The organism is Paractinoplanes globisporus DSM 43857 (assembly GCF_000379645.1).
GTDB lineage: Bacteria > Actinomycetota > Actinomycetes > Mycobacteriales > Micromonosporaceae > Actinoplanes > Actinoplanes globisporus.
In genome coordinates, this window is sequence record NZ_KB903356.1 from 59,435 (window position 1) to 85,329 (window position 25,895).

Consider the following 25,895-nt stretch of genomic DNA (forward strand, 5'->3'; position numbering starts at 1 on the left):
GCATTGTGCGCGCGCGGGCTACCTGCGGGATGCCCGACCAAGGCTGGAAGAACGCAGGCAACGCCGAACCGCGACGTGCCGGTCGTTCGGCACGCCTGGTTATCAGTTCTCTACGGTGACTCTCCGCTGCCGTCCGGGGGTGTCCCGTCCGGTGACGGTAGAGGTCGCAAGTGATGCCGTAATGTAATCGGATCTATGTTGTGCGTGTTGCATGCGATGGTCGAACACACCTTGTGTAACGCGAGGCTAGGTCGCGAGTGCCACTCCGGTCAAGGATCCATGATTTCCCCCCGGATGGGACTTAGGGCACAGACCCGCTTACGCGCAGCTCACGAAGTTGATGGGCATTTCAGGCGTACCGGGACCAGAGATCGCGCATCGGTTCCCAGCGTTCACCCAACCCATCCTTCCAGTACGCCAGGAGATAGGCGGCGATGGGCGTTTGCGCGTCATCCCACCAGATCCCGGCCACGGTCCTCGTCACACCACCCTCGGTCAACGGGTATGCGTACTCAACGTAGTGGCGACCGTTTTTCTCGGCCGGGGCCGTGGCGCCCGGGGCGAGGGTCCGGGCGTCCTGGCTCTGCTTCTGCAGCTTTCCGCGGGCTTTGTCCCGGTCGGGGATGGTTTTGTACTCGACGAAGAACGCGCTCATGCCGCTGATCGTGCAGCGGACCCGGGCCTTCTCACCCTCATCGGCGTTCGCGGTGGATTTGGCGCAGGTGGAGAGGTAGGGGAGCCAGGTCTGGGAGAGCTTGGGGAGCTGCGTGCCCTCGAAATGGGCCTTGTTGATGGTGGCCTGGGTCTGCTCGAAGAGCCCGAGCGTCGGGGCTTGGGCTTGGGCTTGGGCCTGGGCCTGGGCTTGGGTCTGGGCCTGGGTCTTGGTTTGGGCTTGAGGTGCGGACTTGGGGCCATTGGCGCGGCCGACGTACCAGCCGGCGGCGCCGAAGATCAGGAGGCCTATCGCCAGGCCGATCAGGAGGCCGGTGAGGAGCCGGGAGCGCGGGGGCCCCGGAAGAGTGGGGTCGATTCGCCTGGGGGGTGGGGCGGGGATGCCGGGTGGGGTGTGGGCCTGCGGGCCGCCTGTTGGGGCCGCGAGGGGGGCGGGGGCCGCTTCCCAAGGGGCTTGGGCGATGCCCGCCTGGTGAGGGGCTCTCGGCTCGTATGTGGCTCTCGGCTCGTAGGTGGCGCTAGGCCCGTGAGCGTCGCTGGGCCCGTGAGCGTCGCTGGGCCCGTAAGCGTCGCTGGGCCCGTAAGCGTCGCTGGGCCCGTAAGCGTCGCTGGGCCCGTAAGCGTCGCTGGGTCCAGGGGCCGTGCTGGGTCCGTAGGCAGCGCTCGGATCGGCGGCCGGCCAGGGATCCGCCGGGTCCGGGGCCCATGGGTCGTCGGGCAGGGCGGGATCGGGCCTCGTCGGCGCGAAGTAGGGGCCGGGCGGGGCGCTCGTGGGTGGTGGCGGCTCTTCGTGGGTCGCCTCCGGGCGGGTGGTTGCCGGCGTTTCCGTGGCCGCCGCCGGTGCGCCTGGTGGCGGTGGGGGCGAGGGCCTCCACCAGGTCAGGTCGGGGTCGGGTTGTTCCACCGTGGCCGGCCAGACCGGGTAGTCGCCGCCTCCCGGCGGGGTGACCTTGCTGCGCGTCTCCGGCGGGAGCGCCGACATTGCCGCCGCTGCCCCCATCGGTGTCGCTGCCGCCGTCGGCGTTCCCGACGCCGTCGGCGTCGGCGCCAGATCAAGGTCGGGGTCAGCGACGGCGCGGTCAGCGGCGGCGTAGGTGCTGCCGGACGACTCGGCGACCTCGGGGGGCACGGTAGGGAAGTCGGGCCACGGGTCTTGGGGGTCGTCGTCGGTCGGTTCGGTGTGGGGGAATTCCGAATGGTGGTTGAGGGCCGACGCCGGCGGGGCGCTCCACGGGCGGGAGGCTCGGGCGGCGGGCGGCATGGGGCGCTGTGCGATGGGGATGCTGGGGCGGGCGGACAACCTTGACGTGGGCTGGCCGTCCGACGAGTCGCCAGGCGCGGCGATCTCCTCGGTCGACTCGGTGCCCTCCGGGAAGGAACCGTAGCCCCGCAGCTGGTTCCGCGAGTCCTCGGTCACGGCACCTCACGCTAGCAGCCAATGGCGAATGTCGATCTCTCTCATCGACCGCCACCGCTGGAACGAGGTCAGTCCACGCTGGTCAGGACGGTTCGGCGACCTCGTCGGCGAGGGCATCGGCGTCGATCTGGTCGGCGAACTCGGCGGCCTCTGCATCGCGGGCCGCGAGCGCGTCCTTCACGGCGCGGATCGCCACGCCCGCCGGATAGCCCTTCCGTGCCAGCATGCCGACCAACCGGCGGAACACCGCCTCGGGCGTACCGCCGGCCGTGCGGAGCTTGCGGTCCACCAGAGCCCGCGCCGTGGCCGCTTCTTCCTCGTCGTCGAGCGTTTCGAGCGCCTCGCCCGCGACCTCGGCGTCCACCCCGCGCTGCCGCAACTCGTTCGCCAGCGCCCGGCGCGCGAGCCCACGCCCGTGATGCCGGCTGGAGACCCACGCCCGCGCGAACGCGGCGTCGTCGATGATCCCGACCTCGTCATACCGATCGAGAACCTCGGCGATCACCTCTTCGGAGATCTCCCGGCGGCCGAGCGCCTTCGCGAGCTCGGCCCGCGTGCGCGGCCGCACCGCCAACTGCCGCAGGCAGATCTCCCGAGCCCGCTCGGACTCACTCTGCTCCGCCCCGCCGCCGCTCCGTCCTGGGCCGGCGCCGTCTCTTTCCGGCGTGGCGGGGTAGCCGCCCGGCGAGGGCCGGCGACGGCGGGCGGGAACGTTGCCGCGTTCCGTCTCGTCGTCGGGGGCCCCGCCGGGCGGGTGCTCATCGGGTGGGTGGCGCGGTGGACGGGGCGGGAGAGCGTCCCACCCCCGCCCGGACCGTGCGCCGCGCCGGCCTGCCATCTGGCGTTACCTCGATCAGAAGTCGACCGGGGGCAGCTCGGGGCCGCCGGCGGCGTCGCCCGTGGTCTGGCCCACGCCCAGTTTCTCCAGGATCTTCTTCTCGATCTCGGCGGCGACGTCGGGGTTTTCCTTGAGGAACTCCCGCGCCTTCTCCTTGCCCTGGCCGAGCTGGTCGCCGTCGTACGTGTACCACGCGCCGGACTTGCGGATGATGCTCTGCTCGACGCCGACATCGATGAGCGAGCCCTCGCGGGAGATGCCCTTGCCGTACATGATGTCGAACTCGGCCTGCTTGAACGGCGCGGCCACCTTGTTCTTCACGACCTTGACGCGGGTGCGGTTGCCGACCACGTCGGTGCCGTCCTTCAGGCTTTCGATGCGGCGCACGTCGAGACGCACGGACGCGTAGAACTTCAGCGCGCGGCCGCCGGTCGTCGTCTCGGGCGAGCCGAACATGACGCCGATCTTCTCGCGGAGCTGGTTGATGAAGATCGCGGTCGTGCCGGAGTTGTTCAGAATACCGGTGATCTTGCGCAGCGCCTGGCTCATGAGGCGGGCCTGCAGGCCGACGTGGCTGTCGCCCATCTCGCCCTCGATCTCGGCCCGCGGCACGAGCGCGGCCACCGAGTCGATGACGATGACGTCGAGCGCGCCGGACCGGATCAGCATGTCGGCGATCTCGAGCGCCTGCTCACCCGTGTCGGGCTGGGAGACGAGCAGGGCGTCGGTGTCGACGCCGAGCGCCTTGGCATAGTCGGGGTCGAGCGCGTGCTCGGCGTCGATGAACGCGGCGATGCCGCCGTTGCGCTGGGCATTGGCCACCGCGTGCAGGGCGACCGTCGTCTTACCGCTGGACTCCGGCCCGTAGACCTCGATGACCCGGCCGCGCGGCAGGCCGCCGACGCCGAGCGCCACATCGAGGGCGATGGAGCCGGTCGGGATGACCGCGGTCTGAATGACCGGACGCTCCCCGAGCCGCATGACCGAGCCCTTGCCGAACTGCTTGTCGATTTGTGCCAACGCCAGATCGAGCGCCTTGTCCCGGTCAGGTCCTGCCACCATGTCCGCCACCCCTGTATTCGATTTCGCAGGCGTCTTCGCCGATGAGCCTCTATTCACCACGGGCTACAAGGTAGGCGGTGGGTATGACAAAAATCCGCCGCCCTGCCGAGAGCTGTGGATGACCGGGCCGCTGTGGACAATAGCCGAACACCTGTACTAGATCGAAGCGACACGCCAGAACAAGCGTACGAAAATCTGATCAGTGCAGGCGGGAAGGCACTCGATCGGGGTAAGTCGCCACCACGGCTCGCCAGATAGTAGCCGTATCAATACCGTCCGCAATGGCCTGGTCGATCGTCCGGCCCCCGAGATCGGCGAAAGAATGGTCGGCCGCGATGCTCCGCGCATAGGTGTCGCCGAACGCCTCCCCGAGGCGCGACCAGAAATCAGTCAACCGCACCCCACGAGCCTACTCAGCCGCGCGGAATCAGTAGACGGCCGCCGCGGCGACCTTGAGATCGTCGACCAGGCCGCGGTACGCCGTGTCGCGGTCGTCGGCGCGCAGCACCGCGGACGGGTGAATCGTGGCCAGGGCCCGGATCTCGGCCACCGGGAAGTCCTCCGGGTGCTGGGCCGAGGCCGGCCACGGCAGCAGGCGGCCACGCTGCTGGGTGACCCGGAACGACGGGCCGAGCAGCGCCTTGCCCGCGGTCGCGCCGAGCAGCACCACCAGCTCGGGCTTGAGCAGTGCGAACTCGGCGACGACCCAGGGCCGGCAGGCGACGATGTGGGCCGGGCCGGGCGTCTGGTGGATGCGCCGCTTGCCGCGCAGCTCGAAGCGGAAATGCTTCACCGCGTTGGTGATGTAGAGGTCGGCCGGGTTGATGCCGGCGTCGTCGACCGCCTCGCGCAGGAGGCGACCGGCCGGGCCGACGAACGGCAGGCCGTGCTGGTCCTCCACATCGCCCGGCTGCTCGCCGACGAACACGATGCGCGCGTGCTCGGCGCCTCGGCCGAAGACGGTCTGCGTGGCGTGTTCGTACAGTTCGCAGCCCTGGCAGCCGGAGGCGGCCGCCTTCAGCTCCTCGATGCTCCCCGGACGGGGCGGCACCCACTGCTGCGCGCCGACCGGCGCCTCGGTCCTTGGCATCCCACCGTTTTACCCGAACGGGTACGAGCCACGCACGGCGGCACTCTCCCGGAGGACCAGTCACAGCGACGGGCCGCTCATCGCGACGGGACCATCAGGCCGGACGGGCGAGCGGCGGCCGCGACCGCGTCGGCGAACGCGGGGATGGTCGACTCGTCGAGCGGGCTGATGGTTATGCGCACGCCGGGGGGTGTGTTTATGCGGAACAGGGAACCGGGCGCGACCGCGTAACCCGCGTCGCGGAGAAGGCCGATCGTGCGGGTCTCGTCAGCGACGCGTACCCACGTGTTGATGCCGGTGGCGCCCTCGGCCGCGACCCCCCGCTCCTGGAGGGCGTCGCGCAGAGCTCGGCGACGCTGGGCGTAGCCCGCGGCCGCGGAACGCACCAGGGCCGTCACCTCATCATCGAGCCAGAGCCGCAACAGCAGGCGCTGCAGGACGGTGGAGACCCAGCCGGTGCCGAGGCGCATGCGGCCGACCACCCGGGCGATCGTGGTCTCGTCACCGGCCACCACGGCGATGCGCAGATCGGGGCCGAACGGCTTGGACGCGGAGCGGATGAACGCCCACGCATCGGTCACCGGGCCGAGGCAGTGCAACGGCCCGGCGGCCAGCTCGGCGGCGTGATCGTCCTCGATCAGCAGGACGCCGCGATGCCCGGCCAGCACCTCGCGCAGGGCGGCCGCGCGATCGGCGGAGACGGCGGCGCCGGTCGGATTTTGCGCTCGCACGGTGACGACGACGGCTCGGGCGCCGGCGTGAACGGCAGCGGCCAGCGAGGCCGGCTCGGGACCCTCCTCATCGATCGTGACCGGCAGCGCGCGCAGGTCAAGGGCGGCCAGCAGGTCGAGGAGGTTGGCCCAGCCCGGGTCTTCGACCGCGACCGCGTCGCCGGGCCGCAGGTGGGCGGTGAGCAGGCGCTCGATCGCGTCGAGCGTGCCCGAGGTGGCGGCGATCGCGGCATCGGCCATCGGAACCCCGTCGGCCGCGAGCCGGGGCCGCGCGATATCGATCAGCTCGGGCATCGCGATCGCGGAGGCATAGCCCTTCGGCGGGCCGCCCTCGTCGGCGATACGCCGCAGGGCCGGGCCGATCGGCGGCAGGAGTCGCACGTCGGGCTCGCCGGAGGAGAGATCGAGGACACCGTCGGGGACGGGCAGCCGCATCGCCGACCGCTCGCTCGCGATCGGCGGACGGGAGCGGACGCGCGTGCCCCGCCGGCCGTCGGCCTCGACGACACCGCGCCGGCGCAGCTCCTGATAGGCCTTGGCCACGGTCGCGGGGCTGACGCTCAAGTCGCCGGCGAGGACACGGATGGGCGGCAGCGCGGAGCCCCAGACGAAGTCGCCCCGGAGAACGCCGGACTCGATGCTGGCGGAAATCGAGGCGGCGCTGTCGCCACTGACCTGATACTGTGCTGGCACAAGAGGAAGTCTGTACTAGTACAGGCGCGATTGCAAGCATGAGGAGCCGGGATGTCCGACCTCTACCCCCCGACGGACCGCACGACCGCCACGCGCTACCGCGACCGGATGGCCTACGACCGCCCGGCCGCCCACGCCATCCTGGACGAGGCGTATGACTGTTCCGTCGCGTTCGTCGTGGACGGCGAGCCTCGCGTGCTGCCCACCCTGCAGGTCCGGGTCGGCGACACCCTCTTTCTGCACGGTTCCACCGGGGGTCACCTCGGCCTCTCGGCCCGCGGCGACGGGGTCCGGGTCTGCGTGAGCGTCACGCTCCTCGACGGCATCGTGTATGCGAGATCGCAGAACAACCACAGTGCCAACTACCGGTCGGTCGTGGTGCACGGCGTGGCGCGCCCGGTCAGCGACACCGACGCCAAGCTGGCGGCGATGCGCGCTCTCGTCGACAAGGTGGGCTCGGGCCGGGCCGCCGACAGCCGCCCGCCGAACCGGCAGGAGCTCGCGCAGACGGTGGTGCTCGCCCTGCCCCTGGAAGAGGTGTCGGTGCGGTCCCGGGGGCACGGGGTCAGCGACGACGCCGACGACCACGCCCTCACCCACTGGGCCGGCGTGCTCCCGATCAGCCGGGCCTACGGGCCGCCGCGGGCCGACGCCGGCGTGACCGTCCCCCCGCCGGCCTACCTGCCCGGGGGCGGCTCGCCCTGGGCCAAGCCGGTGGTGCTCGAGGGCCGGCACGTCCGGTTGGAGCCGCTCTCCCCCGCCCACGTCGACGGGCTGCTCGACGCGCTGTCGGACGAGGAGGTCTGGCGCTATCTGCCGATCGTTCAGCCGCGCACCCGCGACGCGATGGCCGAGCACGTGGCCGACCTCTACCGTCGCCAGTGGACGGGGTTCCAGCTCCCCTGGACGCAGATCGAGCCGTCCACCGGCACGGTCATCGGCCTGACCACCTACCACGACATCGACCCGGTCGGCCGCTCGCTCGGCATCGGGCACACGCTGGTGGGCCGCCGCTGGTGGCGCACCGGGGTCAACACCGAGGCCAAGCTGATGCTGCTGGGGCACGCCTTCGAGACGCTCGGCGCGGAAAAGGTGTTCTGGTACACCGACATTCGCAACGAGCGGTCCCAGCGGGCCATCGCCCGGCTCGGCGCGACCCGGGACGGCATGATCCGCAGGCACCGCCTCCGGCCGGACGGGACGTGGCGCGACACCGTTCTGTTCGCGATGACGTGCGAGGAGTGGCCGGCCGCGGCGGATCGGCTTCGGGAACGGCTGGCGGCCGGTGGGTCGGCCGCCCTGGCGAACGCCTAGGGTCCGCGGAGTTCGGCCTGAAACTGGCCACCGCCGGCATCGGCTGACGGCGGAGGGCCGGTGGCGTTCCGCCCGTCAGACGGAGCGCCACCGGGACGGCTACTCGTCGAAGTCGAAGTCTCCGCCGTCGTCGTCGAAGACTTCCTCCGCGACCTCGCCGAGGACCATGCCGCCGAGGACGCCGCCGGCGATGCCGGCCGCCATCGCCCCGGCGCCCGGACCACGGCGGTAGTGGCCGTGGTGGCCGTAACCGTGCGAGCCGTGCCCGGGGTAGCCGCCGTGGGCGCCCTGGCCGGAGTGGGCGCCTGGGTAGCCGCCGTAGCCGCCGTGGGCGCCGTGGGCGCCGTGGGCGCCGTGGGCGCCGTGGCCGGGCAGGCCCGCGGCCCCGCGGAGGCCCTGGTAGCGGCCGGACGCCTCGCGGACCCAGGACTCCACGACCGAGGTCCAGTCCGTGGTGTCCGCGTCGGCGTGGGAGACGCGGAAACGGCCGTACGCGTCGTGGCCGGCGGCCAGGAAGCCGCCGCGCTTGTCGAACTCGAGGATGACCTCCACGCCGGAGGGGTCGGCGACGAACGTCACCTCGACCTCGTTGATCGCGCCGGCGAACGAGGGCGACGGGTGGAACTCGATCTCCTGGTAGAAGGGGAGCTGTTGGTGGACGCCGTAGATGCCGCCGTGCTCCAGGTCGGCCCGGGCGAACCGGAAGCCCAGCTGGGCGAAGGCGTCGAGGATGCGCTCCTGAGCGGGGAGCGGATGCACGGCCACCTGGTCGAGGTCGCCCTTGTCGACCGCCTTGGCCACGACCAGCTCGGTGCGCAGGCCCATGGTCATGCCGGGCAGGCGCCGGCCGTAGACGTCGGTGATCGGGGTCTCCCACGGGACCGGGAACGAGAACGGCAGGTCACGCTGCTCGCCGGCGCGCAATGCGAACGCACCGGAGACGGGCACGCGGTGAAACTCGGCGAGGCCGTCGCCGTGTTCGTGCTCCACCCGGGTGACCAGGCCGAGCACTATCTGCTCGACGGTGACGTCGTGGTCGCCGCCGAGCACCTTGACCTGGCCGTCCAAGGCCAGGCCGGGACGGGTGTTCGGGTTGGCCAGCACGGTGTCGACGGACGGGCCGCCGACGCCGAAGGCGCGCATCATCTTCTTGAAAACCACCGGGTCATTCCTCCTTGAACAAACGAGGTGGCAAAAGCGGATCATCGGGTGACGGGAACCGGGTCGGTCTCGTCGTCGAAACGGCCCAGGACCTGCTCCAGCAGGTCCTCGAGGGCCACAAAACCGGCCAGCCCAACCAGCGCCAGCTGGGCGCGGCCCGCGCGCATGGCGGTCACGGCGTCGACCACCCGGTCCTCGGCGGACAGGGTGAACACCGCGTCCATCAGGTCGGCCGCCGTGACCCCGCGGCCGGCCGTCGTGGCGCGCACGACCTCGCGGACGTGCACGAAGCCGATCACCGAACCGTCCGCACCGGTCACCGCCAGGCGGGAGCGACCGCTGGTCAGCGACGCCAGCTCCACCTCGACAGCGGGCGCCGACGCGGGAACCGTCACCAGTTCCGACAGCGGCAACGCGACCTCCCGCAGCGTCAGGACCTCCAGGTCGAGAACGCTGGTCAGCAGGTCGGTCTGCTCCGCCTCCAGCAGGCCCTCCTCGCGCGAGCGGTCCAGCAGGATCTTCATCTCGGCCGGGCCGTGCGAGACCGCCAGCTGCGCCCGCGGCCGGACGCCGAACGGGCGCAGCACCGCGTTCGCCAGGGCGTTCAGCAGGCGCAGCGCCGGATCCACCACCCGGGCGAAAGCGCGGAACGGGACGGCCAGCAGCGTGGCCGAGCGCTCGGGATCGGTGATCGCCCAGGACTTCGGCATCATCTCGCCGATGACCAGGTGCAGGAACGTGACAACGATCAGGGCGAACACGAGCGCGACCGCGTGGGTCGCGAACGGCGGCAGGTGCAACGCGTGCAGCACCGGCTCCAGCCAATGAGCCAGGGCCGGCTCGGCCAGCGCGCCCAGGCCCAGCGAGCAGAGCGTGATGCCCAGCTGGGCGCCGGCCAGCATCAGCGGCAGCTCGGAGACGCCGGCCAGGGCGGCGCGCGCGGCTCGGCCACCCGACCGGGCCGCCTGCTCGAGGCGGTGCCTCTTGCTGGCGACCAGGGCGAACTCGGCGGCCACAAAGAACGCGTTGCCCGCGAGCAGGAGCAGTGCCCACACGACGTTCATCGGGAGAGCCGCACGATCTGCGGGACATGACGGTCGACGCTCTCGACGCGTACGGAAAGGGAATCGAGAGTGAGTGAGTCGCCTGCCTTGGCCACCCGCCCGAGCCGGGCCATGACCAGGCCGGACACGGTGTCGTAGTCGCCGGAGAGGGGAAGGTCGACGCCGGTGGCGTCGGTGACCTCGTCGAGACGCCAGCGGGCCGGCACCAGCCACGAGCCGTCGTCCTGGCGGACCGGCGCGGGCTCGGGAAGGTCGTCCTCGTCGCGGATCGGGCCGACCAGTTCCTCCGCGATGTCCTCGAGCGTGATGATGCCGGCGAAACCGCCGAACTCGTCGACCACGCAGGCCATCTGGGCGCGGCCGGAGCGCAGCCGTTCCAGCACGGCGGGAAGTCGCAGCGAGGACGGCACCATGATCGCCTCGCGGAGGAGCGACGAGACCGGCACCGCCGCGCGTGCCGCCGGCGGGACGCCGATGATGTCGGAGATCGCGATGATGCCGAGGATCTCGTCGGAGGTGGCGCCCCGTACCGGGAAGCGTGAATGGCCGGTGGACAGCAGTTCGACGACGTCGGCGGCCGAGGCGGAGGACGCGACGAACCGGACGTCGACCCGGGGCACCATCACCGACGCGGCCGTACGACCGCGGAAGTCCAAGCCCCGGTCGAGCAGGACGGACAGTTCGGGCGAGAGCTGCCCGGAGGCGCGCGACGACGCGATGATCTCGGTGAGGTCCGAGGAGGTCACGCCCTCGGGCAGCTCCTCCACGGGCGAGATCCCGAGACGACGCAGCAGGAGCGCCGCCGTCCGGTCGAAGAGCCGCACGACCGGGCCGAAGACGGTCAGGTAGACCAGCGTCGACCGGCTGAGGCGCGCGGCCACCACTTCCGGCCGGGCGATGGCGAGATTTTTTGGCGCCAGCTCGCCGAGCACCATCTGCACGACGGTCGCCACCACGAGAGCGAGCGTCACCGAGATCGGCATGCTCACCGCGACGGGCACGCCGGCCCGGCCGAGCAGCGAGGCCAGGCCCGAGCCCAGGTACGGCTCGGCGATATACCCGACAAGCAGTGCGGTGACGGTGATGCCCAGTTGCGCGCCGGACAGCATGAACGACAACCGCTCGGTGACCCGCAGTGCACGGGCCGCGCCCCGGTCGCCCTCGAGGGCCGCGCGGCGCAGGCGGCCACGATCGGCGGCGACGAAGCTGAATTCCTGAGCGACGAAATATCCGGTGACGGCCGTTACGGCCAGAACCAGAAGCAGCCCAACGATGATCAACATGACGGGGCCACCGCGCGCGAACAGCAGGGGACGAGGAGCCGGGCCGAGCCCGGCCGGGTACTGCCGATCATGGAGAAAACGGTAACAACGCCGCCTGAGCGGTTGCTGTGAGCTAACTGGGCCGGTCGGTATAGAACGTGCTCAGCACCATGTTGATCTTGCCGAGGTCGGACGTCCAGTCGATCTCGCGGGTGGCCCAGCTGAGCGCGTAGCCGTGGCCGTTGCTGGCGAACCACCGGGTCTGCGCGTGCAGCAGCGTGCCGGCCGGGTCGAGGTAGCGGTACTCCCAGTCCGCGGCCCGGTTGAGCAGCGGGCGCTTCTCGATGGAGATCTGCGAATAGCCCGGCAGCGCACCCGCCGCCACCAGGCGCGCCGCCTCGTTACGGCAGGCCGTCACCGGATCGCCGGCCGGGTTCCGCCCGGTATCCAGGCTCAGCACCCGGTCGCCCTCCGGGTCCCTGAAGCAGTACATAGTGCCAGATTTCGTGAATGTCCAGCTGTCGGGAACCGGCATGTGGAAGCCGGAACCGTCGTCGAAATACGACCAACCGGGCGTCAGCGACCAGCCGTTGACGCCGGTGGAGGCACCCTTCTGGGGCAGGCGAAGGGCATTGGAGGGCGAGGGGCCGGAGCAGGACGCGGGCGAGAAGCCGACGACCACGAAGGCGGGCGCGGTCGAGGCCACGACCGAGGGAGAGGGCCGGGCGACCTGAACGTCGGTGCGATGAAGGATGTATCCGCCGGCGGCGATCAGCAGCACCCCGGCAAAACCACAAACAAGCAGCAGATTCCGTACGCGGAGGCGGCGCGGCGGCGGATCCCGGGGAGGCTCGGGCGGCGCGGGCGACACCGGTGCCGGCGAGCCAGGTGCCGACGATCCTGGTGCCGACGATCCTGGTGCCGGCGATCCTGGCGCCGACGAAACCCGCTGCGCCGGCACCGTGCGTACGGCAACCGGCGAAGCCGTCGATGTGGCGACCCGAGCCCGCCTCGGTGCCGGAACCCCTCCCCCACCTGGCGCCGACGCCACGACCATGCGCAACCGGCGCTCGACCTCGCTCGCCGTCAGGCGGGTGGCCGGATCGTGACGCAACAGCCCGATCAGCACCGGACCGAGCATTCCCGCCTTGTCGGGCGGATCGGGCGGCTCGGTGGCCAGCGCCATCAGCGTCGCCATCGCGGTCTCGCGCGCATAGGGCGACCGCCCCTCGACGGCCGCGTACAGCGTCGCGCCGAGCGACCACATGTCTGATTCCACGGTGGATGCACCATCGCGAGCTCGCTCGGGCGAGACGTACTGCGGCGAGCCGACGACGAGCCCGGGCCCGGTCACCGAACCGTCGTCGACGAACGTCGCCAGCCCGAAGTCGGTGAGCACCACCCGGCCATCGGTCCCGATCAGCACATTGTGCGGTTTTACGTCGCGGTGCAGCACGCCCGCCCGGTGCGCCGCGCTCAGCGCGTCGAGCACCGACAGGCCGATGCGCGCGGCCGCGACCGGCGAATACGGTCCGTCCTCGTTGATCACCTGGTGCAGCGAGCGGGACGGGACGTACTCCATCACGATCCAGGGCAGGCCCTCGGCGTGCACCACGTCGTAGACCCGCACCACGTGCGGATGGTTGAGCCGACCGGCGCTGCGGGCCTCGCGCAGGGTGCGGTCGCGCAGCCGGGTCTTCTCGTCGTCGGTCATCCAGTCGGGCGGCACGAACTCCTTGACCGCGACGTCACGGTCGAGCATTTCGTCGCGGGCCAGCCAGACCCGGCCCATGCCGCCGGAACCGACCGGCTCAAGCAGGCGATACCGACCGGCGATGAGCATGCGTCTGACCGCCATCCCGCTCCCACCGTCGACTCGTTTTCAGGATAGTCAGGCGGCACCGGCCAGGGGAACGACGATCACCCGGCCACCGCGTAGACCACGAGGTTGTCGCGATACGAACGCAGCTTGTGGTTGAAGACGCCGCCACACGTGATCAGCCGGAGCTGCCGGTCGGGCGTGGGACCGTAGACCTCGCCCGTGGGGAAGGCACTCTTCGGATACCACGCCGTGCGCGTGACCGTGAACGTGACGGTCTCGCCGCCGCGCTGCACCTCGATCTTGTCACCGGGCACGAGCTCGCGCAGGCGATAGAAGATCGCTGGTCCGGCCTTGGAATCCACATGGCCGGCGATCACCGCCGGTCCGACGTCTCCCGGCGCCGTGCCGTCGGCATACCAGCCCGCGCGATCGAACCGCTTCGGTGGCTGAAGTGCGCCCCTCACCACGTGCAGCGTCTCGAGCGGACTGTCCAGCCCGATGCTCTTGATGTGCACCCGGGTCGGAGCCCCACTGGCGACGACGTCAGCACTGCCGAATGGATCTCCCGCCGGGCGCTGCGGGTTTCCGGCGCCCTCCACCACCTGCGTCGTCGCGGCCCATCGCCCCAGGTCAGGGTCGGTATCCGGCGGGCTTTCGGCCCGCGTGGCCATCGCCACGTAGGTCGTGCCGACCACAAACGCGGCCAGGGTGGCGGCCAGGGCAGGGAGCGCGGCTCGACGTCCGAGATTTTTCTTCCGTACGGGGGAATCGGCTCGATCGCGGTCGTAGTGAGCGTCGCGTTGCGGCTCTTGCGGGGCCGGGGTCCGCAGCGGCGGCACCTCGGGCTCGGCCACCTCGATCTCTGGCGCGGCCAGTTCGATCCTCGGCTCGGCCACCTCGATCAAAACGGCCGGGGCGGGTGGCCGGTACCGGGGCGCGGACAGCGCACCCGGCACCGAAGCCACGCCCACGGCCCGCGACTCGTCGCGGGCCGTGGGCACCTCGGTCACCCGGTCAGGCATGACGTGCCCGCTCAGGCGGCCCGGAGCCGGCGTCGCAGCAGCACGACCAGACCGCCGGTGAGCACGGCCGCCACGCTCGCGAGCAGCAGCGCCATGGGCATCGGCGAATCGGGCTGGGTGCCGCCGTCGCCGGTGGCCACGCCGCCCAGCGGGACCGCGCCCTGCCGTTCGGCGTCCACATGCAACTCGGGTTTCAGCCCGCCCGCCTTGTCGTCCAGCACGACCAGCGAATACACGCTGCCCGCGCCGAGCGTGCAGGGCAGCACGCTGGTCTTGCCGCCGCCGGTCGGAACCACCTCCACGCTCCACTTGCCGGGGTTTACCTCCCGGTAGTTGGTCGTGGTGGCGAACTGGACACCGTCGGCGATCTTCTTGCCGTTCTTGCCGGCGACGTCCAGCACCGGCGCCTTGACCGAGGCCTGGATGATCCGGACCTTGGACTTGCCGGGGTCGGGCAGCTTGAGGTCGTCGTTGAGCACGCGCAGGCCGAGGTCGGCGAAGCGGCCGACGCCGGCGACCGTGTAGGCGTCGCCGTTCTCCACCCCGACCTGGGTGGTGATGACCGGTTTGGTGCTGGCCGCGGCGCCGGCCTTGCGCATGGCGACCTGGTAGGTGCCGATGGGCAGCCGCAGGTAGGCGGACATGGCGCCGTAGGCGACCGCCTTGAACACCTGGGGCTTGATGGCGTTGGTGGTGGAGCGCAGGTAGACGTCCACCGCCGGGGTGTCGGGAGAAAGGTGCGCGAGACGGACGTATCCGTCGGCGGCCGCGCGAGCGGGCGCGGCGAAGAGGGTGGTGAGGGCGACCGCGGCCAGGACCGCGGTGGCGCTGGTGAGGCGCCGGACGTGTGGAGCGCGGATGAACACGGAGCCTCCTGTCGGGTGGGGGCCTCTTGTGTCGCTCTGTTGGTAGTGATGTGTATATGCCTCGCTTGTTGACCTCACCATGGTCTGGCGCGTCAGTAAATACCGCTGTCTGACCGATAGACCGTGGTCTCTCCGGAAAATTTTGTCGTACCCCCGAGGGAGGATGGTCGCGTGAAAGAGGTGCTGGGAAGTTTCGGCCGGGCCACCCGCGAGTGGTTCACGGCGGCCTTCGCCGCGCCCACCGCGGCCCAGAGCGGCGCGTGGCAGGCGATCGGCGCCGGGCGTAATGCGCTGGTCGTGGCCCCGACCGGCTCCGGCAAGACGCTCGCGGCCTTCCTGTGGTCACTCGACCGGCTGGCCCACGAGCCCGCTCCGAAAGATCCGAAGCACCGCTGCCGCGTCCTCTACGTGAGCCCGCTCAAGGCCCTCGCCGTCGACGTCGAGCGAAACCTGCGGGCCCCGCTCACCGGCATCCGGCAGGCGTCCGGCCGGCTCGGCATCCCGCCGCCCGACATCACCGTCGCCATGCGCACCGGCGACACCCCGGCCGAGGAGCGGCGCCTGTTCAGCCGCACCCCTCCCGACATCCTGATCACCACGCCCGAGTCGCTGTTCCTGCTGCTCACCTCGGCCGCGCGCGAGTCGCTGCGCGGCGTCGAGACGGTGATCGTCGACGAGGTGCACGCGGTCGCCGCCACCAAGCGCGGCGCCCACCTGGCGCTCTCGCTCGAGCGGCTCGACGCTCTGCTGCCGAAACCCGCCCAGCGCATCGGCCTGTCCGCGACGGTCCGCCCGATCGACGAGACCGCCCGCTTCCTCGGCGGCGCACACGACGTGACGATCGTCCAGCCGCCGAGCGCCAAGACCATCGAGGTCACGGTCGAGGTGCCGGTCGAGGACATGACCCGCCTCGACGAGGTGCCCGATGTCGATCCCGACGACCCCGGCGCCGGCCGGCACACCCCGTCCATCTGGCCCGCGGTCGAGGAACGAGTGCTCGACCTGATCCAGGCGCACCGCTCGACGATCGTCTTCACCAACTCGCGGCGTGGCGCCGAGCGGCTCTGCGCCCGCATCAACGAGCTCGCCGCCGAGCGGGCCGGCGAGGTGCTGCCGGTTCCGGCCCGCCCGCCCGCCGAGGTCATGGCCCAGGCCGGGCAGGCCGGCGGCGCCGCGCCCGTGGTGGCCCGCGCCCACCACGGCAGCGTCTCCCGCGAGGAGCGCAAGCAGATCGAGGAAGCGCTGAAATCCGGCCGCCTGCCCGCCGTGGTCGCCACGTCGAGCCTCGAGCTCGGTATCGACATGGGCGCGGTCGACCTGGTCGTGCAGATCGAGGCGCCGCCCTCGGTCGCGGCCGGCCTCCAGCGCATCGGCCGGGCCGGTCACCAGGTGGGCGCGGTCTCGCGGGGAGTCGTCTTCCCGAAGCATCGGGGCGACCTGGTCTCCTGCGCCGTGGTGGCCGAACGGATGGGCGCCGGTGCGATCGAGGAACTGCGCTACCCGCGTAACCCGCTCGACGTGCTCGCCCAGCAGGTCGTGGCGATGGTCGCGCTCGACGCGTGGCAGGTCGACGAGCTGGCCGCGCTCGTCCGGCGGGCCGCGCCCTTCGCCGAGCTGCCCGACTCGGCGCTGCACGCGGTGCTCGACATGCTCTCCGGCCGCTATCCGTCGACCGCCTTCGCCGAGCTGCGCCCCCGCCTGGTGTGGGACCGCGGCACCGATGTGCTCACCGGCCGTCCGGGCGCCCAGCGACTCGCGGTGACCAGCGGCGGCACCATCCCCGACCGGGGCATGTTCGGGGTCTTCCTGGCCGGCGCCGAGCGCGCGGCCCGGGTCGGCGAGCTCGACGAGGAAATGGTGTACGAGTCCCGCGTCGGCGACGTCTTCCTGCTCGGCTCCACCTCGTGGCGGATCGAGGACATCACGCCCGACCGGGTGCTGGTCTCCCCCGCGCCCGGCGCTCCGGCCCGCATGCCGTTCTGGAAGGGCGACAGCCTCGGCCGCCCGGTCGAGCTGGGCCGGGCGATCGGCAAGCAGTTGCGCACGCTGGCCAAGGCCGGCGACGAGCCGGCCACCGCCACGCTGCGCGAGGCCGGGCTCGACGAGTGGGCCGCGAGCAACCTGGTGGCCTACCTGCGCGAGCAGCGCGAGGCGACCCGCCATCTTCCCGACGACCGCACGGTGGTGGTCGAGCGGTTCCGCGACGAGCTGGGCGACTGGCGGATGACGGTGCACTGCGTGCTCGGCGCCCGGGTCAACGCGCCCTGGTCGCTGGCGATCGCCCGCCGCCTCTCCGAGCGGTACGGCGTGGACGGTCAGGTCATGCCCTCCGACGACGGCATCGTGGTGCGGCTGCCCGACACGGCCGAGGAACCGCCCGGCGCCGAGCTGGTGGCGTTCGACCCCGAGGAGATCTCCCAGATCGTGGAGGAGTCGGTCGGCACGTCGGCGCTGTTTGCCTCCCGGTTCCGCGAGTGCGCGGCCCGGTCGCTGCTGCTGCCCCGCCGTGACCCGCGCCGCCGCCAGCCGCTCTGGCAGCAGCGGCAGCGGGCCGCCCAGCTGCTCGACGTGGCCCGCGAGTTCGCCGACTTCCCGGTCACGCTCGAGGCGGCCCGCGAGTGCCTGCGGGACGTCTTCGACGTGCCCGGCCTGGTCGGGCTCATGCGCGAGGTCGCCGGGCGCAAGGTGCGTCTAGTCGAGGTGGAGACCCCGCGCCCCTCGCCGTTCGCCCGGTCGCTCTTGTTCGGCTACGTCGGCGCTTTCCTCTACGAGGGCGACGCCCCGCTGGCCGAGCGGCGGGCCGCGGCGCTCGCGCTCGACTCGACACTGCTCGGCGAGCTGCTCGGCCGGGTCGATCTGCGCGAGCTGCTCGACCCCACGGTGGTCGCCGAGACCGAGACACAGCTGCAGTGGCTGACGAGCCGCCGGCAACCGCGCGACGCGGAAGACACGGCCGAGCTGTTGCGCCTGCTCGGTGACCTCTCGTCGGCCGAGCTCGCGGCGCGCGGGGTCGACGAGGCGTGGGCGATCGAGCTCGAGGCGTCGCGCCGGGCGATCCGGGTGCGGGTGGCCGGCGAGGAGCGCTGGATCGGCATCGACGACGCCGGCCGCTATCGGGACGCGCTCGGCGTGGCACTACCCGTCGGCCTCCCCGAGGCATACCTGGCGCCCGTCTCCGACCCGCTCGGCGACCTGGTCGCGCGGTACGCGCGCACCCACGGGCCGTTCGCGGCGGCGACCTGCGCGGCCCGTTTCGGACTCGGCGTGTTCGTGGTCGAGCAGGCGCTGAAACGGCTCAGCGCGACCGGCCGGGTGGCGTCGGGCGAGTTCTCCCCGGGCGGCGCGGGCACCGAGTGGTGCGACGCCGAGGTGCTGCGCATGCTGCGCCGCCGGTCGCTGGCCGCGCTGCGCCGCGAGATCGAGCCGGTGCCGCCGCGGGTGCTGGCCGCGTTCCTCCCCCGCTGGCACCAGATCGGCGGCAACGCTCGCGGCGTCGACGCGGTGGCCGCCTCGATCGAGCAGTTGCAGGGCATCGCGGTGCCGGCCTCGGCCTGGGAACGGCTGGTGCTGCCGGCCCGGGTCGCCGACTACGCGCCACCGCAGCTCGACGAGCTGTGCGCCGGCGGCGACGTGCTGTGGGCCGGGTCGGGCTCGATCAGCGGCAACGACGGCTGGGTCACCCTGGCCTGGGCCGACAGCGCCCCGCTGCTGCTGCCCCCGCCCGACGACGAGCTCGCGCTGACTCCGCTGCACCAGCGGATCCTCGAGGCGCTCGGCGACGGGCAGGCGCTGTTCTTCCGCAACCTCTCCGACAAGCTCGGCGCGACCGACGACACCGAGCTGTCGGCCGCGGTATGGGACCTGGTCTGGGCCGGCCACCTGACCAACGACACGCTCGCCCCGCTGCGCGCGCTGCTCGGCGGCAGCGGCGCCCACCGGGCCAAGGCGGCGCCCGCACGCACCCGCTACCGCCGTCCCGGCCGCCCCGGTCGAGCCGTGATGCCGGCCCGCGGCGGCCCGCCGAACATGGCGGGGCGCTGGTCGCGACTGCCCGAACGCGACCTCGATCCGACCCGGCGCGCCGCGGCCCTGGCCGACCTGCTGCTGGAACGGCACGGCGTGGTGACCCGCGGCGCCGTGATGGCCGAGGGGGTGACGGGCGGCTTCGCCGCGGTCTATCCGGTGCTGGGCGCCCTCGAGGAGCGCGGCGCGGCCCGCCGGGGCTATTTCGTCGAGGGCCTGGGCGCGGCCCAGTTCGCGGTGCCCGGGGCCGTCGACCGACTGCGCGCGCTGGCCGATCCCGACGAGCTCTCCCGGCGCGCCGGCCAGGCGCAGGTGCTGGCCGCCACCGACCCGGCCAACCCCTACGGTGCCGCGCTCGGCTGGCCCGAGCGAGTGGTCGACAGCGGCGACGGCGAGCCCACCACCCGCGCCGGTCACCGCCCCGGCCGCAAGGCAGGCGCGCTGGTCGTGCTCGTGGGCGGCGACCTGGTGCTCTATGTGGAGCGCGGCGGCCGCACGCTCCTGTCCTTCACCGACGACCCCGACACGCTCATCGCCGCCGGCCGCGCCCTGGGCGAGTCGGTCCGCTCGGGCGCCCTGGGCGCCATGTCCGTCGAACGCGCCGACGGCGAATCGGTCCACGCCTCCCCACTGCGCGACGCACTGACCACGGCCGGCTTCCGCACCACCCCGCGAGGCCTACGCCTACGCGGCTGACGCGCGGCATGGGCGGCCGTGAGCGCTACTCGGTGTCGTTCGGGTGGGGGGTGGTGGTGAGTTCGCGGTAGGCGGCCAGGACCTGCTCGGTGTGTTCGGCCAGGTCGGCGGCGGGGTCGGGTGCGGGGGCCGGGGCCGCGGTCGAGGCGTGGGTCGGGGTGGCCGCGGGGTCGGGTGCGGGCAGGGCTGGGTCTTGGGTCGCGCGCAGGGAACGCTCGGCGGCCTGGATGGCTTCTCGCATGTCTCGTTCTCGGATGAAGCTGCGGCCCGTGTCCTCGGCCCGGCGCAGGTTGGCCTGCCTGGTGGCCAGGTCGATCTCCACCGCCGAGAGGGCCTGTTTGGTCGCGCGGATCTGGTCCTGCAGGCGGGCGGCCGTCGGGTCGTCGGCGGGCAGGCCGGCGAAATCGGGGCGGGTCAGGCCGGCCAGCACGGCCTTCAGCTCCTGGCGGCGGGTCAGCACGCCGGCGATCTCCCAGAGGGCCTCGGCCAGCAGCGGGCCGGCCTCGTCCGTGTCAATCAGGCCGTCCAGGGCCGGCCAGGTGTCGGCCACCCGGTCGGCGGCGGCCATGGCGCCGTCGAAGGTGGTTCGCTCCGATTCCGCGGTCAGCAGGCGGGTCTGGCCGGTGGCGGCTCGGTCGGCCACGGCCTCCGCGCCGGGGCCTCGCCAGCGCCACGAGCGGCGCCGGCGGCGGCGGGTCGCCAGGGGGACGATCGGGCCGGTGATGAACAGGACGATGCTGCCGGCCACCAGGGCCGCGAGCGCGCCCAGATAGCGGGCCGCCGCCAGGGCCACCACGACCGCGGGCAGGGTCATCAGCGCGATCATCGGGACGCCGGCATCGTTGCCGCTGTGGTGTGTGCCGATGCGGTCCTCGATCAGGGCGGTCCAGGAGCGTCGTACCCGCCGCCCGTCGGGCACGCGGAGAGCTGTGCGCGAGACCGCCGTCGTGTCCCGGTCCTTCGCGACGTAGAGCGTCACCGAGTCCCCCTCTCGATCTCGAAGAATAAGGCAGCCGGGGTGCCCAGTAGATTTGCCGGGTGCCACAGACCCGCACCGTTCACACGTCCGATCTGAGCCCGGCCGAGCGCGACGCGATCCGCCGCCTGCTCGGCCTGGCCTTCCTCGGCACCTTTGCGGATGACGACTTCGACCACGCCCTCGGCGGCATGCACGCGATGGTCGTCGACGGCGACGAGACGATCGCGCACGCCGCCGTCGTGCAGCGCCAGTTCCTGCACGGCGAGCGGTCCTGGCGGTGCGGCTTCGTCGAGGCGGTCGCGGTGCATCCGGGGTGGCGCGGCCAGGGCTACGCGGCGACCGTGATGGACGAGATCGAGCGTGTGATCGACCACGGCTACGACCTGGGCGCGCTCTCCTCCTCGCGGGCCGGGCGCGGCCTCTACCTGCATCGGGGCTGGCGGCCCTGGCAGGGACCGACGTTCGTGGTCGCGCCCGGCGGCATCACCCGCACCCCGGACGACGACGACGGCGTCCTGGTCCGCGCCGTGGCCGGCGGCGCCGAGCTGGACCTCACGGCGGCGCTGACCTGCGACTGGCGCAACGGCGACGTCTGGTGACCATTCTTTAGATCACTGTTCCTAGTTCTCCGGATGTTCCGGGGGCGGTCGGGTCGGCTGCCCACAGTGACCCACATGCACGATCATGGCGACCCCTGTCTGACCCACGCTCTGTCAGCGTCGGCGAACTGCGCCGACCTGCACGAACACGGCGACACCACCCCGCGGGCGAGCCGCCGCGGCCTGCTGCGCGCCGCCGGACTGCTCGGAGTCGGCGCCGCGGCCACCGCCGCCCTCCCCGCCGCGCCCGCCACCGCCGCAATGCCCGGCGCGCCCGCCGCCCAGCAGGCAAGGGCCGGCTCGTGGAAGCCCGACACCCGCGACCCTCGCTTCACGCTGGTGGTCATGCCGGACACCCAGTACCTCTTCGACGAGGACCGGGGCGACTCCCGGCCGCTCGACGCGTCGCTGCGCTGGATCCTGGAGCAGGCCCGCGACGAGAACATCGTCTTCCTCTCCCACCTGGGCGACCTGACCCAGAACGGCAAGGACGACGAGTTCGCGGCGATCGGCAAGGCGTTCCAGGTGCTCGACCGGGCCGGCGCCGCGTACAGCGTGCTGGCCGGCAACCACGACATCAACTCCGGCACCGACGACAGCCGCGGCGACAGCGCGTACCTGCGGACGTTCGGCCCGAAGCGGTTCGCCCGGGCCAGGAGCTACGGCGGAGCCAGCCCGGACGGCTACAACAGCTACCACGTCTTCACCGGCGGCGGCCGGCAGTGGCTGGTGCTCGCGCTCGACTGGCGTCCCTCGGCGGCCGGCCTCGCCTGGGCGCAGTCGGTGCTCGACCGGCACCCGGCGCTGCCGGTGATCGTGACGACCCACGAGATCGCGTTCGCCGACGACGACGGCGAGGCGCACCTGTCCGACTTCGGCCGACAGCTGTGGGACCGGTTCATCGCCCGCAACGACCGGATCTTCCTGACCCTCAACGGGCACTTCTGGCCGCCGGGGCGCACGGTGCTGACGAACGACGCCGGACACGACGTCAACGTCCACATCACCAACTACCAGGACCGCTACTACGGCGGCGGCGCGATGATCCGGCTGTACCGGTTCGACCTCGCGCGCGGCTGCGTCGACGTCGAGACGATCTCGCCGTTCTTCCTCGGGCTGCCCGCCGAGCAGCGCAACGAGCTCGCCGAGCTCGAGGTCGAGCTGACCGGGCCGACCAACCGGTTCAGCTTCGACGTGGACTTCGCGACCCGGTTCGGCGCGGCCCCGCCCCGGCCGGCGCGACCGGCGAGGTCGGTGCTGGTGCCGGGGACGCTCGCCTACTGGCGGTTCGACCAGGCGACCAGCGGGCCGGTGTCCGGGCTGATCGCCGACCTCTCCGGCAACGGCAACCACCTCACCCGGGCCGACCTGTCCGGCGGCCCCGACACGCTGACCTGGTCGGACGACCACCACCCCGACCAGCCGGCGCACGCGAGCCTGCGGTTCGACGGCGGCAAGAAGCCGGCCCGCGGCGCCTACCTGCGCACCGCCGACGGCGCACCGCTGAACGCGGCCACCCTCGAGCGCGGCTACACGATCGAGACGTTCCTGAAGCTGCCCGCCGACTTCGGCGACGCGCACGCATGGTGCGGGGTGCTCACCCGGATGGGCACCGGCGGCGACGCCGGCAAGACCGGCGACGACCCGTCCGAGCCGGCCGGCTGCCTCAACCTCTCCTCCGGCGCCGAGCTGCAGTGGGCGGTCTTCCCCCGGAACCAGGACCGGATCTCCACGAACTGGAGTCACCTGCTGCCGCTGGGCCGCTGGTGGCACGTCGCGGTGGTCAACGACGGCCGGCACTCCGTCATGTACGTGGACGGCTGCCCCGTGCTGCGGAACTCGTCGACCCCGGCGATCGGCCTGGCGACCGCGGGCAAACCGTGGCTGGTCGGCGCCTACCACTACGCCGACATCGTCGAGCAGGCCCTCTACGGCTGGCTGGGCGACGTGCGGATCGTGGGCCGGGCGCTGCGCCCGGAGCAGTTCATGATCGGAGGGTGACCGGCGACACGTAACCGCACGGAGTGACCGCCGGGAGGCGTCCCGCCAGGAACGCCCCCGGCGACACCCCCATCATCGAGCGGAAGTCGCCGATCATGTGGGCCTGGTCGAAGAAGCCGGCCCGCGACGCGACCTCGGCCCACGGCCGGCTCCCGGCCAGCGCGAGCACCGTGCGCACCCGCTTGATCCGGGCGAAATGCTTGGGCGACAGGCCGACCTCGCGGGCGAAGAGGTTGCGCAGGTGCCGCTCGCTGACGCCGAGCCGGTCGGCCACCTCGGACAACCGCGCGCCGGGCAATTCCATCTGCCGCATCGCAGAGTCGACGAGAAGCCCGTCGACAAGAAGCCCATCAACGGAAGACACGGACCGCAGGAGCGCGGTCAACCGGGCCACCGCGAGCCCGGTGTCCGCCCCGGCATCCACCAGGCGCGAGGTCAGATCGCGAGCCGCACGCCCCCACAGGTCGGTCAGCGGCACCGCCCGGTCGGCCAGTTCCCGCACCGGCACCCCGAACAGCTCCCGGGCCCGCCCCGGCCGCAGCCGCACCCGAATGCAGACCGGCAGCGGCTTGCCCGGGTTGTAGCTCCCCCGCGTGCGCGGCCCGACCACGACCAGATCGCTGCGCCGTTCCGCCGTCGTGCGGAAGGCGAGCACGGTCGCCACCTCCGGCTCCTGCACGAACGTGTCGCGATCGTCCCCCGACAACACCTCGACGTCCACGGCCCCACGCTAGCCCGCCACGGCCGAACCCCGCAGTGCCGAAACCTCCAAGACCCATCCGGGCGGCGCGAGCCACGGTGGGATCCATGATTCTCGTGACCGGTGCCACCGGCACCATCGGATCCGCCCTGGTCGGCCAGCTGCTCGCCCGCGACGTCGAGGTGATCGCACTGACCCGGGATCCGTCCACAATCGAGCCGCGACCGGGCCTCACGGTGACCACCGAGATCCGTAAGGCGGACGCGGTCTTCCTGCTCGCGCCGCCCGGGCCGGCCGGGCCGGACATCGACCGGGCCTACCTCCGGCGGGCGGTCGAGGCCGGCGCCGAGCGGGTGGTCAAGCTCTCCGCGATAGGCACGCCGGACGAGCCCGATCCCAAGAACTGGCACCAGCCGGGCGAGCAGGCGGTCCGAGAGAGCGGCCTGGCCTGGACGATCCTGCGCCCGACGACGTTCGCCACCAACTCGCTCGCCTGGGCGGCCGACATCCGCGCGGGCCGGCCGATCCCCAACGTCTTCGGCGCGGGCCGGCAGGGTGTCATCGACCCGGCCGACATAGCCGCGGTGGCCGCCGAGGCGCTCACCACCACCGAGCACGGCGGCCGGGTCTACACGCTGACCGGACCGGAGCTGTTGAGCGTCCCCGAGCAGGTCGCCCAGCTGGGCGAGGTCCTGCGCACCACGCTCACCACGGTCGACGTACCGCCGACGAAAGACCTCTTCCCCGCCGCGATCGCGGAGGTGGCGCTCGCGGGCGCGAAGCTGGTGCGCGAGGGCGGCAACGCGATCGTCACCGACGACGTCGAGCGGGTCCTCGGCCGCAGGCCGGGCACCTACCGGGCCTGGGCCGAGGAGAACCGCACGCGCTTCTACGCGACGAGCTGAGGCGCCACCGCGGAGGCGACCAGCTCGACGTGGTCGAGGTCGGAGAGGTCGAGGACCTGCAGGAAGAGACGCGTCGCGCCGGCCTCCGCGTACCTCTTGATGGTCTCCACCGCCTCGCCGGGCGTGCCCACGACGCCGCCGTTGGTCCGGATCTCGTCGACGTCGCGGCCGATGGCCGCGGCCCGCCGCCGGGCCTCGGCGTCGTCGCGCCCCACGCAGAGCACGGCGGCCGCCGAGAACGCCGGCGGTGTGTCCCGGCCGATCTCGGCCGACGCCCGCCGGACCCGCTCGAAGGCCGGCGCCACGTCCTCGATCTTGGAGAACGGCACGTTGAACTCGTCGGCGAAGCGGGCCGCCAGCGCCGGCGTGCGCTTCTTGCCGTGTCCGCCGACGATCACCGGCGGGCGCGGCGACTGCACCGGTTTCGGCAGCGCCGGCGAGTCGATCAGCTGGTAGTGCTTGCCGTGGAAGTCGAAGGAGCGACCGGCCGGCGTCGCCCACAGCCCGGTGACGATCTCGAGCTGCTCCTCGAGCCGATCGAACCGCTCACCCAGGGTCGGGAACGGGATGCCGTACGCGGTGTGCTCCCGCTCGAACCAGCCGCCGCCGAGGCCGAACTCGACCCGGCCGCCGCTCATCTCGTCGACCTGTGCCACCGCGATCGCCAGCGGCCCGGGCAGCCGGAACGTGGCCGAGGTGACCAGGGTGCCGAGCCGGATGCGGGACGTCTGCACGGCGAGCGCGCCCAGCGTCACCCAGGCGTCGGTCGGGCCGGGCTCGCCCGGCACGCCCATCGCGACATAGTGGTCGGAGCGGAAGAAGCCGTCGAAGCCGCTCGCCTCGGCGGTCTGCGCGACCTTGACCAGGTCGGCGTGGGTGGCCCCCTGCTGGGGCTCCGTGAAGATCACAAGACGCATGCCTCAAACCTGCCAGATGTCCCTCGGCGCGCCCTGTCGGGCCTGTCACACACGAAGCGTG

General features: G+C 72.3%; 20 protein-coding genes. 5 read left to right on the forward strand and 15 right to left on the reverse strand.

The window, feature by feature from the left end; genetic code table 11:
• Positions 1 to 349: 349 nt before the first annotated feature.
• The 6 genes from A3CQ_RS61540 to A3CQ_RS0146545 all read right to left on the reverse strand — a co-directional run bounded on the left by A3CQ_RS61540 (position 350) and on the right by A3CQ_RS0146545 (position 6,503).
• Complete coding sequence (locus tag A3CQ_RS61540; RefSeq protein WP_157297164.1) at positions 350 to 655, reverse strand: hypothetical protein; 306 nt, start codon at positions 653 to 655, stop codon at positions 350 to 352.
• Positions 656 to 2,171: 1,516 nt separating this feature from the next.
• A complete protein-coding gene (locus A3CQ_RS0146525) occupies positions 2,172 to 2,927 on the reverse strand; it encodes a regulatory protein RecX (RefSeq protein ID WP_026206960.1) in 756 nt (251 codons plus the stop codon).
• A 15-nt stretch (positions 2,928 to 2,942) separates the two neighbouring features.
• On the reverse strand, positions 2,943 to 3,989 hold the full coding sequence (gene recA / locus A3CQ_RS0146530) for a recombinase RecA (RefSeq protein ID WP_026206961.1): 1,047 nt from the start codon (positions 3,987 to 3,989) through the stop codon (positions 2,943 to 2,945).
• Positions 3,990 to 4,188: 199 nt separating this feature from the next.
• The gene (locus tag A3CQ_RS0146535) at positions 4,189 to 4,389 is read right to left on the reverse strand and encodes a DUF3046 domain-containing protein (protein WP_020517841.1); all 201 of its coding nucleotides are present in this window, start codon (positions 4,387 to 4,389) and stop codon (positions 4,189 to 4,191) included.
• A gap of 27 nt (positions 4,390 to 4,416) precedes the next feature.
• Positions 4,417 to 5,079 carry a UdgX family uracil-DNA binding protein gene (locus A3CQ_RS0146540; RefSeq protein ID WP_020517842.1) on the reverse strand — a complete coding sequence of 221 codons (663 nt, stop codon included), beginning with the start codon at positions 5,077 to 5,079 and terminating at the stop codon, positions 4,417 to 4,419.
• A gap of 77 nt (positions 5,080 to 5,156) precedes the next feature.
• Positions 5,157 to 6,503, reverse strand: coding sequence for an aminotransferase class I/II-fold pyridoxal phosphate-dependent enzyme (locus tag A3CQ_RS0146545; protein ID WP_020517843.1), 1,347 nt, complete (start codon positions 6,501 to 6,503; stop codon positions 5,157 to 5,159).
• Positions 6,504 to 6,554: 51 nt separating this feature from the next.
• Between A3CQ_RS0146545 and A3CQ_RS0146550 the strand changes: the two genes are divergently transcribed.
• On the forward strand, positions 6,555 to 7,817 hold the full coding sequence (locus A3CQ_RS0146550; protein WP_020517844.1) for a bifunctional pyridoxamine 5'-phosphate oxidase family protein/GNAT family N-acetyltransferase: 1,263 nt from the start codon (positions 6,555 to 6,557) through the stop codon (positions 7,815 to 7,817).
• 99 nt (positions 7,818 to 7,916) lie between these two features.
• On the opposite strand, the gene A3CQ_RS0146555 is transcribed toward A3CQ_RS0146550, so the two are convergent.
• The 6 genes from A3CQ_RS0146555 to A3CQ_RS0146580 all read right to left on the reverse strand — a co-directional run bounded on the left by A3CQ_RS0146555 (position 7,917) and on the right by A3CQ_RS0146580 (position 15,014).
• Positions 7,917 to 8,978, reverse strand: coding sequence for a sporulation protein (locus A3CQ_RS0146555; protein WP_020517845.1), 1,062 nt, complete (start codon positions 8,976 to 8,978; stop codon positions 7,917 to 7,919).
• Between the two features lie 41 nt (positions 8,979 to 9,019).
• Positions 9,020 to 10,042 carry a hemolysin family protein gene (locus tag A3CQ_RS0146560; RefSeq protein WP_020517846.1) on the reverse strand — a complete coding sequence of 341 codons (1,023 nt, stop codon included), beginning with the start codon at positions 10,040 to 10,042 and terminating at the stop codon, positions 9,020 to 9,022.
• Complete coding sequence (locus A3CQ_RS0146565) at positions 10,039 to 11,325, reverse strand: hemolysin family protein (protein WP_020517847.1); 1,287 nt, start codon at positions 11,323 to 11,325, stop codon at positions 10,039 to 10,041. The genes A3CQ_RS0146560 and A3CQ_RS0146565 overlap by 4 nt, the downstream gene beginning before the upstream one ends.
• Before the next feature lie 112 nt (positions 11,326 to 11,437).
• Positions 11,438 to 13,162 (reverse strand): serine/threonine-protein kinase, encoded by a 1,725-nt coding sequence (locus A3CQ_RS56445; protein WP_040434201.1) that lies wholly within the window; start codon positions 13,160 to 13,162, stop codon positions 11,438 to 11,440.
• Between the two features lie 62 nt (positions 13,163 to 13,224).
• On the reverse strand, positions 13,225 to 14,022 hold the full coding sequence (locus tag A3CQ_RS56450) for a class F sortase (protein WP_245577673.1): 798 nt from the start codon (positions 14,020 to 14,022) through the stop codon (positions 13,225 to 13,227).
• A gap of 137 nt (positions 14,023 to 14,159) precedes the next feature.
• A complete protein-coding gene (locus tag A3CQ_RS0146580) occupies positions 14,160 to 15,014 on the reverse strand; it encodes a DUF4397 domain-containing protein (protein WP_020517850.1) in 855 nt (284 codons plus the stop codon).
• A gap of 171 nt (positions 15,015 to 15,185) precedes the next feature.
• Here A3CQ_RS0146580 and A3CQ_RS0146585 point away from each other — a divergent pair, with 171 nt between their 5' ends.
• Entirely contained in the window at positions 15,186 to 19,733 is a 4,548-nt protein-coding gene (locus A3CQ_RS0146585; protein ID WP_020517851.1) for an ATP-dependent helicase, read from the forward strand.
• 25 nt (positions 19,734 to 19,758) lie between these two features.
• Here A3CQ_RS0146585 and A3CQ_RS58325 read toward each other — a convergent pair whose 3' ends face one another.
• A complete protein-coding gene (locus A3CQ_RS58325; protein ID WP_020517852.1) occupies positions 19,759 to 20,712 on the reverse strand; it encodes a hypothetical protein in 954 nt (317 codons plus the stop codon).
• A 50-nt stretch (positions 20,713 to 20,762) separates the two neighbouring features.
• On the opposite strand from A3CQ_RS58325, the gene A3CQ_RS0146595 reads away from it, so the two are divergent.
• Positions 20,763 to 21,311 carry a GNAT family N-acetyltransferase gene (locus A3CQ_RS0146595; RefSeq protein ID WP_026206963.1) on the forward strand — a complete coding sequence of 183 codons (549 nt, stop codon included), beginning with the start codon at positions 20,763 to 20,765 and terminating at the stop codon, positions 21,309 to 21,311.
• A gap of 75 nt (positions 21,312 to 21,386) precedes the next feature.
• Complete coding sequence (locus A3CQ_RS0146600; protein ID WP_020517854.1) at positions 21,387 to 23,312, forward strand: LamG-like jellyroll fold domain-containing protein; 1,926 nt, start codon at positions 21,387 to 21,389, stop codon at positions 23,310 to 23,312.
• Here A3CQ_RS0146600 and A3CQ_RS56460 read toward each other — a convergent pair.
• Positions 23,296 to 24,033 carry a helix-turn-helix domain-containing protein gene (locus A3CQ_RS56460; RefSeq protein ID WP_020517855.1) on the reverse strand — a complete coding sequence of 246 codons (738 nt, stop codon included), beginning with the start codon at positions 24,031 to 24,033 and terminating at the stop codon, positions 23,296 to 23,298. The genes A3CQ_RS0146600 and A3CQ_RS56460 overlap by 17 nt on opposite strands.
• 86 nt (positions 24,034 to 24,119) lie before the next feature.
• Here A3CQ_RS56460 and A3CQ_RS0146610 point away from each other — a divergent pair, with 86 nt between their 5' ends.
• On the forward strand, positions 24,120 to 24,917 hold the full coding sequence (locus tag A3CQ_RS0146610) for an NAD(P)H-binding protein (protein WP_020517856.1): 798 nt from the start codon (positions 24,120 to 24,122) through the stop codon (positions 24,915 to 24,917).
• On the opposite strand, the gene A3CQ_RS0146615 is transcribed toward A3CQ_RS0146610, so the two are convergent.
• Positions 24,902 to 25,834 carry an LLM class F420-dependent oxidoreductase gene (locus A3CQ_RS0146615; protein WP_026206966.1) on the reverse strand — a complete coding sequence of 311 codons (933 nt, stop codon included), beginning with the start codon at positions 25,832 to 25,834 and terminating at the stop codon, positions 24,902 to 24,904. The genes A3CQ_RS0146610 and A3CQ_RS0146615 overlap by 16 nt on opposite strands.
• Positions 25,835 to 25,895 lie beyond the last annotated feature (61 nt).